Source organism: Pseudomonas sp. A-B-19 (assembly GCF_019947515.1).
In the GTDB taxonomy this organism is placed as follows: domain Bacteria; phylum Pseudomonadota; class Gammaproteobacteria; order Pseudomonadales; family Pseudomonadaceae; genus Aquipseudomonas.
The window spans coordinates 122,308-135,310 of sequence record NZ_JAGYGN010000006.1; the positions used below are offsets into that span (position 1 = coordinate 122,308).

Sequence of the window (13,003 nt, forward strand, 5' to 3'; positions counted from 1 at the left end):
GTGGACGAGATGAAGCGTCTTGAGAAAGCCTGTTGCTACACAGTCCGGCGGTTGTGCATCTCCACCCTACACGTATCCCTGATAATTCGGGTGCTGCCGCGCGCAGAATCCGCAGCGGGTTGGCATTTACCGTGAGCTCCGAAAGGGGAGGTCACGCATCATGGCTAATTTAGGCGTTGTTTCCGATGCTTTCGCTCGGGGTCATTCGCAGCTGACTGCACTTTGTGAACTGGCCGTGAATATGGCTCGCAAAACGAGTGGGAAACTCTGCTTTGTGGCGTGATTCAGGCCTCATGTCACCTGCGCTCGTTACACCTGCAAACTCCACCGTTACGTAGCGAAAGCCGCGTAGGACGGCCTCGCGTCCTGGTGAATTGCGTTGGTCAGGGCCGGTTTTTGACCGTTGGTCCGCTGCCCAGGCCGCTTTTGGCGACGTTCGCGACTATAGCAGCAATGATTAAGTGCTTCAATTCCATAAAAAATTGTTATCATCCGCGGCATGACGACGACAACCCCCCCGACTCCAAGCGTACAACTGCTTGAGGTCTCGCCGGAATATGCCGGCCAACGTATTGATAATTTCCTTCTCGCCCGACTCAAAGGCGTGCCCAAGACCTTGATTTACCGCATTTTGCGCAAAGGCGAAGTGCGGGTGAACAAAGGTCGGATCAAGCCCGAGTACAAGCTGCAGGCGGGCGATATCGTGCGCGTGCCGCCGGTTCGCGTGCCCGAGCGCGACGAGCCGGTGCCACTGGCACAAGGCCTGCTGCAGCGACTCGAAGCCTCGATTGTCTTCGAAGACAAGGCCCTGATCGTGATCAACAAGCCCGCGGGCATTGCTGTGCACGGCGGTAGCGGCCTGACTTTCGGGGTGATCGAAGCCTTTCGTCAGTTGCGCCCCGATTGCAAGGAGCTCGAGCTGGTTCACCGTCTCGACCGTGATACCTCCGGCCTGTTGATGATCGCCAAGAAGCGCAGCATGTTGCGCCACTTGCACACTGCGTTGCGCGGTGATGGCGTCGACAAGCGCTACATGGCGCTGGTCCGCGGTAACTGGGCGAGCTCGATCAAGCAAGTCCGTGCGTCGCTGGGCAAGAGCAATCTGCGTTCCGGCGAGCGCATGGTCGAGGTCGACGAGGAGGAGGGCAAGGAGTCCGTGACGGTGTTCAAGGTCCTGCGCCGCTTCGGCGACTTTGCCACCCTGATCGAAGCCAAGCCGATTACCGGCCGGACTCACCAGATCCGTGTCCACACCCTTCATGCCGGGCATTGCATCGCTGGCGACACCAAGTATGGCGACGAAGGTTTCAGTAAGGAAATTCGCGATCTGGGCGGCAAGCGCCTGTTTCTGCATGCCTACATGCTGACTGTGCCGTTGCCGGATGGCGGCGAGTTGAAGTTGCAGGCCCCGGTCGACGATATGTGGGCCAAGACTGTGGAGCGATTGAGTGCGCCCTTCTGATTACAAGCTGCTGATCTTCGATTGGGACGGCACACTGGCCGATTCCATTGGCCGGATTGTCGAGGCCATGCACGTTGCCTCGCAGCGCTCCGGATTTGAGCAGCGCGATGATTTTGCCGTCAAGGGCATCATCGGCCTGGGCTTGCCGGAAGCGATCCGCACCCTGTATCCCGAGATTGGTGATGGCGAGTTGATCGCATTCCGCGAGCACTATGCCGAACATTACATTGCTTCGGAAGCAGTGCCTTCGCCGCTGTTCGAGGGTGTGGTCGAGTCGCTCGAGGCATTTCGTGCCGAGGGTTATCATCTGGCCGTGGCGACCGGCAAGGCCCGTCGCGGGCTGGACCGGGTGTTGAAGTCCCATGGCTGGGAGAATTACTTCGATATCACCCGCGCTGCCGACGAGACCGCCAGCAAGCCCCATCCGCTGATGCTCGAGCAAATCCTGGCCCATTGCGAGGTTCGCCCGGAACAGGCGTTGATGGTCGGTGATTCGTCCTTCGATTTGCAGATGGCGCGCAACGCCGGCATGGGCTCGGTGGCCGTCAGTTATGGTGCCCAATCGATCGATGCGTTGAAGTTGTATGAGCCGCGACTGGCTATCGACCGTTTTTCAGAATTGCATGCCTGGCTGGGTCAGCGGGCTTAACCGGTTGTATTTGGGGTGGATGGCATGACCGACGAATGGAAGGCGCCCGCCAAGGCGAGCGCAGAGAGCGGTGACGACAAGAGCTGGAAGCTGCTGGAAAAGACGCTGCTGGCCAGCGTACAGGAGCAGCGCCGGTCCCGTCGCTGGGGGATATTCTTCAAATCACTGACTTTTGTGTATCTGTTCGGCGCCATTGCCCTGTTTTCGCCGCTGATGGATATGGAGAAGGCCGCTACCCTCAGTGCCAATTACACGGCGTTGATCGATGTGACAGGCATGATTGCCGACAAGGAGCCGGCCAGCGCAGACAATATCGTTGGCAGCCTGCGCGCGGCTTTCGAGGACAAGAAGGTCAAGGGCGTCATCCTGCGCATCAACAGCCCGGGCGGCAGTCCGGTGCAGTCGGGTTATGTCTATGACGAGATTCGTCGTCTGCGTGGCCTGCACCCGGACATCAAGCTTTATGCGGTCATTTCCGATCTCGGGGCTTCCGGTGCTTATTACATCGCCAGCGCGGCAGATCAGATCTACGCCGACAAGGCCAGCCTGGTCGGCTCCATCGGTGTGACGGCGGCCGGTTATGGTTTTGTCGGCACCATGGAGAAGCTGGGCGTCGAGCGGCGCACTTACACCGCTGGCGAACACAAGTCGTTCCTCGATCCGTTCCTGCCGCAAAAGCCGGAAGAAACCGCCTTCTGGCAGGGCGTGCTCGATACGACCCACAAGCAGTTCATCAGCAGTGTCAAGCAGGGGCGCGGCGATCGCCTGAAGGACAAGGAGCATCCGGAGCTGTTCTCCGGTCTGGTCTGGTCCGGCGAGCAGGCGCTGCCGCTGGGGTTGATCGATGGGCTGGGCAATGCCAGTTCGGTTGCGCGGGATGTGATCGGTGAGAAAGAACTGGTGGACTTCACTGTTCAGGAATCGCCGTTCGATCGCTTCTCGAAAAAGCTCGGTGCCAGCGTGGCTGAGCATTTGGCGATGTGGATGGGCTTTAACGGTCCGTCGTTGCGCTGATCTTTCGAATGCACAAAAAACCGGCAATTGTCGGTTTTTTTGCGTTTGCATGAACTGTAGGAGCTGGCTTGCCAGCGAAGGCGGCATGCCTGATACACCGCGTCGCCTGGTTCGCCAGCAAGCCGGCTCCTACGGGATTTGCACGCCTTCGGCCAGTAGCATATCGATCAAGCGAATCAGTGGCAGGCCGATCAGGCTGGTGGCGTCAGGGCCTTCCGTGCTTTGAAACAGGCTTACCCCCAGCCCCTCGGCCTTGAAGCTGCCTGCGCAGTCGTAGGGTTGCTCGGCGTGCAGGTAGCGTTCGATGCGGGCCGCGTCGAGTGTGCGCATGTGTACGGTGAATGGCACGCAATCGACCTGGCAGTGTCCGGTCTGGCTGTTGAGCAGAGCCAGGCCGGTCAGGAATGTCACGCGGGCACCGCTGGCGGCCAGCAGTTGTTCGCGGGCCTTTTCGAAGCTGTGGGGCTTTCCGATAATCCGCTCTCCCAGTACGGCGACCTGATCGGAGCCGATTATCAGATGAGCGGTATGGCTGTCGGCCAGGGCGCGCGCTTTCTCTTCGGCGAGGCGCTTGACCAGCTCGATGGCGGATTCGCCTGGGCGATGGCTTTCGTCGATATCCGGCGAGCTGCACGTGAAAGGCAGCTGCAAGCGGGCCAGCAATTCCCGGCGATAGGTCGAGCCTGAAGCGAGTAATAAAGGCAACATGCGCATCTCCAGAAGGCAGGTGCGGATTCTAGCGAGGCTTGCAAGTGACGGACAGGGCTGAATTTCCTTTGACATGGGCGGGTGCATCCCTATAATGCTGCGCCTATGTTGAATGACCCGATTCCACCTCACGTTGACCCGCGCAAATTGGCTGATCGTGGCACCACCCTTCAAGGTGAAATGCTGCTGGCCGATTTGGAGAGACTCTGCGACCCGCTTTCCGACAATGTCGGTACGGTGCAGGCTAAATTCGTTTTTGAACGAGATGAACGTAAATCTGTGGTCATCCACAGCTTTATCGACACTGAAGTCAAAATGGTTTGCCAGCGTTGTCTTGAGCTGGTCACCCTGCCGATCCACAGCGAATGCAGTTACGCCGTGGTGAAGGAGGGTGCGAATACCCAGTCGTTGCCGAAAGGTTATGACGTGCTGGAACTGGGCGAAGATCCTTTGGATCTGCAGTCACTGATCGAGGAGGAGCTTCTGCTCGCCTTGCCCATTGTGCCTGCTCATCATCCGGAAGAATGCCAGCAGCCGGCGGGTCTCGATGAGCCCGAACCGAGCGAGGACGAGGTAACGCGGTCCAACCCGTTCAGTGTATTGGCGCAGTTAAAGCGTGACCCAAACGTTTAGGAGTTAATCAATTATGGCTGTTCAGCAGAACAAAAAATCCCGCTCTGCCCGTGACATGCGCCGTTCGCACGACGCTCTCGAGGCTAGCACCCTGTCTGTAGAAAAAACCACCGGTGAAGTTCACCTGCGTCACCACGTATCGCCAGAAGGCGTATACCGTGGCCGTAAAGTGATCGACAAGGGCGCTGACGAGTAATCACTTGTCCGCTCAAGTCATCGCGATTGACGCAATGGGCGGGGACTTCGGTCCCCGCAGCATTGTTCAGGCGTGCCTTGCTTGCCTGTCTGCTACACCCTCGCTGCACCTGACCCTCGTCGGTCAACCCTCCTTGCTTGAAGAATTGATCGCTGGCCATTCGGCTGTGGATCGCGCGCGCCTGTCGATTGCCCCGGCGAGCGAAGTCATTACCATGGACGAAAAACCCGCCCAGGCCTTGCGTGGCAAACCTGACTCGTCGATGCGTGTAGCCCTGGAATTGTTGCGCGACGGCAAAGTCCAGGCCTGTGTCAGTGCCGGTAATACCGGGGCGTTGATGGCGTTGTCGCGGTTCGTGCTCAAGACCTTGCCGGGTATTGATCGTCCGGCCATGGTGGCGGCGATTCCGACACAGAAGGGTTACTGCCAATTGCTCGACCTGGGTGCCAACGTCGATTGCAGTGCCGAGCATCTGCTGCAGTTTGCAGTCATGGGCTCGGTTGCTGCGCAAACGCTGGGCATCGCCCGTCCACGGGTGGCGTTGCTGAATATCGGCACCGAAGACATCAAGGGCAACCAGCAGGTCAAGCTGGCCGCCACTTTGTTACAGGCGGCTCGCGGCATCAATTACATCGGTTTCGTCGAAGGTGATGGTTTGTACCGCGGCGAAGCGGATGTGGTGGTGTGTGACGGTTTTGTCGGCAACATCCTGCTCAAATCCAGCGAAGGCCTGGCGACCATGATTGCCGGGCGCATCGAGGCGTTGTTCAGAAAGAACGTAGCCTCTCGCATGGTCGGCGCGCTGGCGCTGCCCTTGATGAAACGTCTGCAGGCCGATCTGGCACCTGCCCGGCATAACGGTGCGAGCTTTCTCGGATTGCAGGGGATCGTGGTGAAGAGCCACGGTTCTGCTGGAGTGCAGGGTTTTCAAAGCGCCATTCAGCGTGCTCTGATCGAAATTCAGGAAAACCTGCCCGAGCGCATTCACGGTCGTCTCGAGGATTTATTGCTTTAGGCGTTTTCGTCGGACAATGCTTAAATGTGACCGGTTGGTTCGAAGGGCCATCCAACTGTCAGTTTCTTGCGCCCCCAAGCGGGACGCCAATTCTCCGACGACAAGATCATTAGGGGCTTGTTACATGTCTGCTTCCCTCGCATTCGTCTTTCCAGGACAGGGTTCGCAGTCCCTCGGCATGCTGGCCGAGCTGGGCGCGCAACATCCGGTTGTTCTCGAAACATTCAAAGAAGCTTCCGATGCACTGGGTTACGACCTGTGGGCACTGACCCAGCAAGGGCCGGAAGAGCAACTCAATCAAACCGATAAAACCCAGCCGGCCATTCTGACTGCCTCGATCGCCCTGTGGCGTCTGTGGCTGGCGGAGGGTGGTGCGCGCCCGGCATACGTTGCCGGGCACAGCCTGGGTGAATACAGCGCGCTGGTCGCGGCAGGCAGTCTGAGCCTGGGCGATGCAGTGAAGCTCGTCGAACGTCGTGGCCAGCTGATGCAGGAAGCCGTGCCGGCCGGACAAGGCGGTATGGCTGCCATCCTGGGCCTGGACGATGCCGACGTACTGGCAGCCTGTGCCGAAGCGGCGCAAGGCGAAGTGGTCAGCGCGGTGAATTTCAACTCGCCGGGCCAGGTGGTCATCGCCGGTGCCAAGGCTGCCGTCGAGCGCGCCATTGAAGGCTGCAAGGCACGTGGCGCCAAGCGCGCCATGCCGTTGCCGGTCAGCGTGCCGTCCCATTGCGAGCTGATGCGTCCGGCTGCCGAACGTTTCGCCGAATCCATCGCCGCTATCGACTGGCAGGCACCGCAGATTCCTGTGGTACAGAACGTCAGTGCCGATGTGCCGGCCGATCTGGAAACCCTCAAGCGCGATCTGCTCGAACAGCTGTACAAGCCAGTACGCTGGGTTGAATCGGTCCAGGCGCTGGCCGCCAAGGGCGCGACCAGCCTGGTCGAGTGCGGTCCGGGCAAAGTGTTGGCCGGTCTGAACAAGCGTTGCGCCGAAGGCGTGTCGACATCCAACCTCAATACCCCAGACGCTTTCGCTGCCGCCCGTGCAGCGTTGGCCTGAATCAGGAGAAGCTTGCATGAGTCTGCAAGGTAAAGTTGCACTGGTCACCGGTGCCAGCCGTGGCATCGGCCAGGCCATCGCCCTGGAACTGGGTCGTCAGGGCGCCATCGTTGTGGGTACCGCGACCTCCGCGTCGGGTGCCGAGCGCATTGCCGCCACCCTGAAAGAACACGGCATTCAGGGCACCGGCCTTGAACTCAATGTCACCAGCGACGAGTCCGTGGCTGCAGTCCTGGCGAGCATTCAGGAGCAGTTCGGTGCGCCAGCGATCCTGGTCAATAATGCCGGCATCACCCGCGATAACCTGATGATGCGCATGAAAGACGACGAGTGGCACGACGTTGTCGATACCAACCTGAACAGTCTGTTCCGCCTGTCCAAGGGCGTTTTGCGCGGCATGACCAAAGCCCGTTGGGGCCGAATTATCAGTATTGGTTCGGTTGTGGGTGCCATGGGCAACGCAGGCCAAGTAAACTACGCTGCCGCCAAGGCCGGCCTGGAAGGTTTCAGCCGTGCTCTGGCCCGTGAAGTCGGTTCGCGTTCGATTACGGTAAACTCGGTGGCCCCAGGGTTCATCGATACCGATATGACCCGTGAATTGCCCGAGGCACAGCGTGAAGCCTTGCAGACGCAGATTCCGCTGGGGCGCCTGGGGCAGGCTCAAGAGATCGCGTCCGTGGTCGCTTTTCTTGCGTCGGACGGTGCGGCTTACGTTACCGGAGCTACAATCCCGGTGAACGGCGGGATGTACATGTAATTCAAATGTGACGGATTGCTTCAAAAAAATGTCATACGAGCTGTCTAAAATCCGTTATAAAGCTGCAATCTATTTTATAGGCATAGGGTCACCGGGTTTGAGGAGTGAAGCTTTCAGTTGAAAAGCTGAAAAGTCTTTCTATACACTTACCCACTGGCCAGCTGCCTGAATTTGTCCATTAGGAGTGAAAACAAGGTATGAGCACCATCGAAGAGCGCGTCAAGAAAATCGTTGCTGAGCAACTGGGCGTTAAAGAAGAAGAAGTGGTCAACACTGCTTCCTTCGTAGAAGACCTGGGTGCCGACTCCCTTGACACCGTTGAGCTGGTGATGGCTCTGGAAGAGGAATTCGAGACCGAAATCCCTGACGAAGAAGCCGAGAAGATCACTACCGTACAAGCTGCAATCGACTACGTTACTAGCCACCAGGCGTAATAGTTTGTAATCGTTGCTCGCTGTCATGGAAAAACCGCACTGCTATCACGGCGTGCGGTTTTTTCTTTAGGCCTGATGCAAAGTCGTCATTTGAAAAAAGGAGAGTGCTGTGTCGCGTAGACGCGTCGTAGTCACCGGTATGGGTATGTTGTCGCCACTGGGCACGGATGTGCCAAGCAGCTGGCAGGGCATTCTGGCTGGCCGCAGTGGCATTGGTCTGATCGAACACGCCGACCTTTCTGCCTATTCCACCCGTTTTGGCGGCTCGGTAAAGGGCTTCAATGTCGAGGAATACCTGTCGGTCAAGGAAGCCCGCAAGCTCGACCTGTTCATTCAGTACGGTCTGGCCGCAGGTTTTCAGGCGGTACGCAATGCCGGCCTGGAAGTCACCGACGCCAACCGTGAGCGTATCGGTGTGGCCATGGGCTCGGGTATTGGCGGTCTGACCAATATCGAAGAAACCGCCCGCACCCTGCACGAGACCGGCCCGCGACGGATCTCTCCGTTCTTCGTGCCAGGCTCGATCATCAATATGATTTCCGGTTTCCTGTCGATCCATCTGGGGGCACAGGGACCCAACTACGCCATCGCCACGGCCTGTACCACTGGTACCCACTGCATTGGCATGGCAGCTCGCAATATCATGTACGACGAAGCCGACGTGATGATCGCCGGCGGCGCCGAGATGGCGGCCTGCGGTCTGGGCATGGGCGGTTTCGGTGCTTCCCGCGCGCTGTCGACCCGCAATGACGAGCCGACCCGCGCCAGCCGTCCGTGGGACAAGGGCCGTGATGGCTTCGTGCTGTCCAACGGTGCCGGTGCGCTGGTTCTGGAAGAGCTGGAACACGCCAAGGCCCGTGGTGCGACCATCTACGCCGAGCTGATCGGCTTCGGCACCAGTGGCGATGCCTACCACATGACCTCGCCGCCAGTCGATGGCGCCGGTGCTGCTCGTTGCGTCACCAATGCGCTGCGCGATGCCAAAATCAACGGCGATCAAGTGCAGCACATCAACGCTCACGGCACCTCGACTCCCGCAGGCGACCTGGCCGAAGTCAATGCGATCAAGTCGGTGTTCGGCGACCACGCCTACAAGCTGGCCGTCAGTTCCACCAAGTCCATGACCGGCCACCTGCTGGGTGCGGCGGGCGCGGTCGAGGCGATTTTCAGCGTGCTGGCGATCAACGGCCAGGTAGCGCCGCCGACCATCAACCTCGATGAACCGGACGAAGGCTGCGACCTCGATTTCGTGCCGCACACGGCGCGCAACATGGATATCGATGTGGTCGTTTCCAACTCCTTCGGTTTTGGCGGCACCAACGGTTCGCTGGTGTTCCGCCGGTTCGCAGGCTGATGGACAGCTGGGTCGACGGTCAGCCGGCTGACGCTTTGTCGCTGAAGGATCGCGGCCTGGCTTATGGCGATGGTCTGTTCGAGACCATCGCCGTGCGCAACGGGCAGCCCGTATTGCTGGATCGGCATCTGGCGCGTCTGGCGGACGGCTGTTCGCGTCTGGCGCTTGCCGCCGATCAGGCGTTGATCCGCAGCGAACTGCTGGCCTACGCCGCGGCACTGGGTGACGGGGTGCTCAAGCTCATCCTCACTCGTGGCGACGGTCTGCGCGGTTACGCCCCGGATCCTTCGGCTCAGGCCCGACGCATTCTGCAAGGCAATCCACCCGCGGCTTACCCAGTCGTGCATGGCGAGCAGGGTGTTCGTCTGTTTCCGTGCACCACGCGATTGTCCAGACAGCCACTACTGGCCGGCCTCAAGCACCTGAACCGTCTTGAACAGGTCCTCGCCCGTGCCGAATGGCAGGATGCCGAGCATGCCGAAGGCTTGATGCTCGATCAGGCCGGGCGCGTGATTGAAGGCGTGTTCAGCAATTTGTTCCTGGTGCGTGATGGTGTACTCGTCACCGCCGACCTCAAGCGCTGCGGCGTGGCCGGCGTGATGCGTGGCGAAATATTGTTTCAGGCCAGGACGCTGGGAATCCCCACGCAAATCACCGACATTCCCCTCGAACAACTGCAATGGGCTGACGAAGTATTTATCTGCAACAGCGTGTATGGCGTTTGGCCGGTGCGCGCCTGTGCTGCTCTTCACTGGCCGGTTGGGCCGCTCACACGTAAACTCCAAACCATCGCCCGTGCGCTACTGGATGCTTGATACGTGAGACGTAAATTCTTGCTGCTGCTGGAAACCGGACTGGTTCTGGCGGGGCTGCTGTTGGGTGCTTCCGCCTGGAAAATTCATTCGGCGCTGGTACAGCCGCTGAACGTTGCCCAGGAACAATTGCTGGATGTGCCCAAGGGCACCACGCCGACCCGCACCTTCTACCGACTCGAAGCCGATGGTGTCATCAAGGACGCATTCTGGCTGCGGGTATACTGGCGATTCAACCTCGCCAGGCAACCCCTGCACAGCGGTGAATACCGCATGAAGCCGGGCATGACCGTCGAAGGCCTGATCGACCTGTGGAAACGCGGGGAAATGGTTCAGTACAGCCTGACCCTGGTCGAAGGCTGGAATTTCCGCCAGGTCCGTGCAGCGCTGGCCAAAGAAGAGAAGCTCGACCATAGTCTCGACGGGTTGAGCGACAGCCAGGTCATGGACAAGCTCGGCCACAGCGGGACTTTCCCGGAAGGGCGCTTCTTTCCTGACACCTATCGTTACGTGCGTGGCATGTCCGATGTCGAGCTGCTGAAAACCGCTTACGAGCGCCTCGACGAAGTGCTCGCCAAGGAATGGGAGCAGCGCGCAGCGGATGTGCCGTACACCGAACCCTACCAGGCGCTGATCATGGCCTCGCTGGTGGAGAAGGAAACCGGCGTTCCGCAGGAGCGCGGGAAAATTGCCGGCGTGTTCGTACGACGCATGGAGATGGGCATGCTGCTGCAGACCGATCCGACGGTGATCTACGGCCTTGGCGACCGCTACAACGGCAAGCTGACCCGGTCTCATCTCAAGGAAGCGACGCCCTATAACACCTACATGAATGCGGGCCTGCCGCCGACGCCGATTTCGATGGTCGGTCGCGAAGCCATCCATGCGGCACTCAATCCGGTGGAAGGCAACAGCCTGTACTTCGTGGCGCGTGGTGATGGCACTCACGTGTTCTCCGACGACCTGGACGCTCACAACAATGCTGTGAAGGAGTTCCAGCTCAAGCGTCGTGCCGATTACCGCTCCAGCCCGGCGCCCGCCTCCACGCCCGAGACGCCGCCAACCGAGGCTGATCAAAGCGGTACGCAGGAGGCCAGGTCTTCGCAAGATGTGGCTCCGATCCCGGCCGCTTCACCGAACACGGCTCCCGAGGCGCTGCCGCAAGTGCCGGCGCAAGATCCTGCGCCGGCCCCTGAAGTGCCGGAACTCGATGCCAACGCACCGAATAGCCCGCAATGACTCTGACTAAGGACTGCCTGTGACTGGCTTGTTTATTACGCTGGAAGGCCCGGAAGGCGCCGGCAAGAGCACCAATCGCGAATACCTGGCCGAGCGCCTGCGCGCCGCTGGCGCCGAGGTGCTGCTGACCCGCGAGCCGGGTGGCACGCCGCTGGCCGAGCGCATCCGTGAAGTGCTGCTGGCCCCGGTCGATGAAGTCATGAACCCGGATACCGAGTTGCTGCTGGTGTTCGCGGCGCGTGCCCAGCACCTGGCCGAGGTGATTCGCCCGGCGCTGGTCCGCGGTGCCGTGGTCTTGTGTGATCGTTTCACCGATTCGACATACGCCTACCAGGGCGGCGGCCGTGGCTTGTCGCTGGAGCGCATCGCGACCCTGGAAACCTTCGTTCAGGGCGATCTGCGCCCGGACCTGACGCTGATTTTCGATCTGCCTGTCGAGGTCGGTCTGGCCCGCGCCAGTGCTCGCGGTCGTCTGGATCGCTTCGAACGCGAAGGCCGGACCTTTTTCGATGCCGTACGCAAAGCCTTCCTCAAGCGGGCCGAGGCGGATCCGGCGCGTTATGTGCTGGTCGATGCTGCCCAACCGTTGGCACAGGTTCAGCAGTCGCTGGATGCCTTGCTGCCGCGCCTGCTGGAGTTGAGCCGTGGCTGAGGCCTATCCGTGGCAGGAAAACCTCTGGCAGCAACTGGCCGGTCGCGCCCAGCATGCACATGCCTACCTGCTGCATGGCCCGGCCGGGATTGGCAAGCGGGCACTGGCCGAGCGCCTGATGGCCAGCTTGCTGTGCCAGCGCCCGAACGCGCTGGACGCCTGCGGTGAATGCAAATCCTGTCTGCTGCTCAAGGCTGGCAGCCACCCGGATAACTACATCCTGGAACCGGAAGAAGCCGACAAGGCGATCAAGGTCGATCAGGTTCGCGATCTGGTCGGTTTCGTGGTGCAGACTGCGCAGTTGGGCGGGCGCAAAGTGGTGCTCATCGAGCCGGCCGAGTCGATGAACATCAATGCCGCCAACGCCTTGCTCAAAAGCCTTGAAGAACCGTCCGGCGATACCGTTTTATTGCTGGTCAGTCATCAGCCGAGCCGCTTGTTGCCAACCATCAAGAGTCGCTGCGTGCAGCAGGCCTGTCCGCTGCCGGGCGAGGCCATGAGCTTGAAATGGCTGGCCCAGGCGTTGCCGGAGTGTTCAGAAGAAGAACGCGTCGAACTGCTGACGCTGGCCGCCGGTTCGCCACTGGCAGCGGTCAGTCTTCAGGGCCAGGGCGTGCGTGAACAGCGCGCGCAGGTGGTAGAAGGGGTGAAAAAGCTCCTCAAGCAACAGCAGTCACCGACGCAACTGGCCGAAGAGTGGAAAAACATTCCGATGTTGCGCCTGTTCGATTGGTTCTGCGATTGGTCGAGCCTGGTCCTGCGCTATCAGTTGACCCAGGACGAGGCTGGACTGGGCCTTGCCGACATGCGCAAGGTCGTGCAATACCTGGCGCAGAAAAGCGCCCAGGGCAAAGTCCTCGATATTCAGGACTGGATCCTCGCCCAAAGGCAGAAAGTCTTGAGCAAGGCCAACCTCAATCCGGCCTTGCTGCTGGAGGCATTGCTGGTGCAATGGGCATCGTTGCCTGGCCAAAGATGACTGTCCGCGCCTAGACTCCGAGTATCAGAATATCCG

The 13,003-nt window shown here is 60.0% G+C and carries 15 protein-coding genes; 14 read left to right on the forward strand and 1 reads right to left on the reverse strand.

Annotated features, from left to right (window positions below; genetic code table 11):
• Positions 1 to 499 precede the first annotated feature (499 nt).
• From rluC to KGA81_RS08995, 3 genes are read left to right on the forward strand one after another with little or no spacing between them, the layout of a single operon-like run.
• Positions 500 to 1,462: a 23S rRNA pseudouridine(955/2504/2580) synthase RluC gene (gene rluC / locus KGA81_RS08985; protein WP_223545525.1), complete on the forward strand. Its 963-nt coding sequence runs from the start codon at positions 500 to 502 to the stop codon at positions 1,460 to 1,462.
• Positions 1,449 to 2,111, forward strand: coding sequence for an HAD-IA family hydrolase (locus tag KGA81_RS08990; RefSeq protein ID WP_223545526.1), 663 nt, complete (start codon positions 1,449 to 1,451; stop codon positions 2,109 to 2,111). Before rluC ends, KGA81_RS08990 begins: the two co-directional genes overlap by 14 nt.
• Before the next feature lie 24 nt (positions 2,112 to 2,135).
• The gene (locus KGA81_RS08995) at positions 2,136 to 3,125 is read left to right on the forward strand and encodes a S49 family peptidase (RefSeq protein WP_223545527.1); all 990 of its coding nucleotides are present in this window, start codon (positions 2,136 to 2,138) and stop codon (positions 3,123 to 3,125) included.
• Positions 3,126 to 3,254: 129 nt separating this feature from the next.
• Here the strand turns inward: KGA81_RS08995 and KGA81_RS09000 are convergent, their stop codons facing one another.
• Positions 3,255 to 3,833: a Maf family protein gene (locus KGA81_RS09000; protein ID WP_223545528.1), complete on the reverse strand. Its 579-nt coding sequence runs from the start codon at positions 3,831 to 3,833 to the stop codon at positions 3,255 to 3,257.
• A gap of 105 nt (positions 3,834 to 3,938) precedes the next feature.
• Between KGA81_RS09000 and KGA81_RS09005 the strand changes: the two genes are divergently transcribed.
• The 11 genes from KGA81_RS09005 (at position 3,939) to KGA81_RS09055 (ending at position 12,967) form a co-directional block, all read left to right on the forward strand.
• A complete protein-coding gene (locus KGA81_RS09005) occupies positions 3,939 to 4,466 on the forward strand; it encodes a YceD family protein (RefSeq protein ID WP_008050439.1) in 528 nt (175 codons plus the stop codon).
• Positions 4,467 to 4,479: 13 nt separating this feature from the next.
• Positions 4,480 to 4,662 (forward strand): 50S ribosomal protein L32, encoded by a 183-nt coding sequence (gene rpmF / locus KGA81_RS09010; RefSeq protein ID WP_003179396.1) that lies wholly within the window; start codon positions 4,480 to 4,482, stop codon positions 4,660 to 4,662.
• 4 nt (positions 4,663 to 4,666) lie between these two features.
• Positions 4,667 to 5,677, forward strand: coding sequence for a phosphate acyltransferase PlsX (gene plsX, locus KGA81_RS09015; RefSeq protein ID WP_223545529.1), 1,011 nt, complete (start codon positions 4,667 to 4,669; stop codon positions 5,675 to 5,677).
• 124 nt (positions 5,678 to 5,801) lie between these two features.
• The gene (gene fabD / locus KGA81_RS09020; RefSeq protein ID WP_223545530.1) at positions 5,802 to 6,740 is read left to right on the forward strand and encodes an ACP S-malonyltransferase; all 939 of its coding nucleotides are present in this window, start codon (positions 5,802 to 5,804) and stop codon (positions 6,738 to 6,740) included.
• A 16-nt stretch (positions 6,741 to 6,756) separates the two neighbouring features.
• A complete protein-coding gene (gene fabG / locus KGA81_RS09025; RefSeq protein ID WP_223545531.1) occupies positions 6,757 to 7,497 on the forward strand; it encodes a 3-oxoacyl-ACP reductase FabG in 741 nt (246 codons plus the stop codon).
• 197 nt (positions 7,498 to 7,694) lie between these two features.
• Positions 7,695 to 7,931 carry an acyl carrier protein gene (acpP, locus tag KGA81_RS09030; RefSeq protein ID WP_003175607.1) on the forward strand — a complete coding sequence of 79 codons (237 nt, stop codon included), beginning with the start codon at positions 7,695 to 7,697 and terminating at the stop codon, positions 7,929 to 7,931.
• A gap of 109 nt (positions 7,932 to 8,040) precedes the next feature.
• Entirely contained in the window at positions 8,041 to 9,285 is a 1,245-nt protein-coding gene (gene fabF / locus KGA81_RS09035) for a beta-ketoacyl-ACP synthase II (RefSeq protein WP_223545532.1), read from the forward strand.
• The gene (gene pabC, locus KGA81_RS09040; protein WP_223545533.1) at positions 9,285 to 10,100 is read left to right on the forward strand and encodes an aminodeoxychorismate lyase; all 816 of its coding nucleotides are present in this window, start codon (positions 9,285 to 9,287) and stop codon (positions 10,098 to 10,100) included. The genes fabF and pabC overlap by 1 nt, the downstream gene beginning before the upstream one ends.
• Positions 10,101 to 10,103: 3 nt before the next feature.
• Entirely contained in the window at positions 10,104 to 11,336 is a 1,233-nt protein-coding gene (gene mltG / locus KGA81_RS09045; protein ID WP_223545534.1) for an endolytic transglycosylase MltG, read from the forward strand.
• A 19-nt stretch (positions 11,337 to 11,355) separates the two neighbouring features.
• Positions 11,356 to 11,988 (forward strand): dTMP kinase, encoded by a 633-nt coding sequence (gene tmk / locus KGA81_RS09050; protein WP_223545535.1) that lies wholly within the window; start codon positions 11,356 to 11,358, stop codon positions 11,986 to 11,988.
• Positions 11,981 to 12,967: a DNA polymerase III subunit delta' gene (locus KGA81_RS09055; RefSeq protein WP_223545536.1), complete on the forward strand. Its 987-nt coding sequence runs from the start codon at positions 11,981 to 11,983 to the stop codon at positions 12,965 to 12,967. Before tmk ends, KGA81_RS09055 begins: the two co-directional genes overlap by 8 nt.
• The last annotated feature ends 36 nt before the right edge of the window (positions 12,968 to 13,003 follow it).

What these genes read in the sequence shown, in the direction of transcription:
- pabC (WP_223545533.1), top strand. Translation starts at nt 9,285, where the DNA reads ATGGACAGCTGGGTCGACGGTCAGCCGGCTGACGCTTTGTCGCTGAAG.
- rpmF (WP_003179396.1), top strand. Translation starts at nt 4,480, where the DNA reads ATGGCTGTTCAGCAGAACAAAAAATCCCGCTCTGCCCGTGACATGCGC.
- KGA81_RS09000 (WP_223545528.1), bottom strand. Translation starts at nt 3,833, where the DNA reads ATGTTGCCTTTATTACTCGCTTCAGGCTCGACCTATCGCCGGGAATTG.
- fabG (WP_223545531.1), top strand. Translation starts at nt 6,757, where the DNA reads ATGAGTCTGCAAGGTAAAGTTGCACTGGTCACCGGTGCCAGCCGTGGC.
- fabD (WP_223545530.1), top strand. Translation starts at nt 5,802, where the DNA reads ATGTCTGCTTCCCTCGCATTCGTCTTTCCAGGACAGGGTTCGCAGTCC.
- KGA81_RS09005 (WP_008050439.1), top strand. Translation starts at nt 3,939, where the DNA reads ATGTTGAATGACCCGATTCCACCTCACGTTGACCCGCGCAAATTGGCT.
- acpP (WP_003175607.1), top strand. Translation starts at nt 7,695, where the DNA reads ATGAGCACCATCGAAGAGCGCGTCAAGAAAATCGTTGCTGAGCAACTG.
- rluC (WP_223545525.1), top strand. Translation starts at nt 500, where the DNA reads ATGACGACGACAACCCCCCCGACTCCAAGCGTACAACTGCTTGAGGTC.
- KGA81_RS08995 (WP_223545527.1), top strand. Translation starts at nt 2,136, where the DNA reads ATGACCGACGAATGGAAGGCGCCCGCCAAGGCGAGCGCAGAGAGCGGT.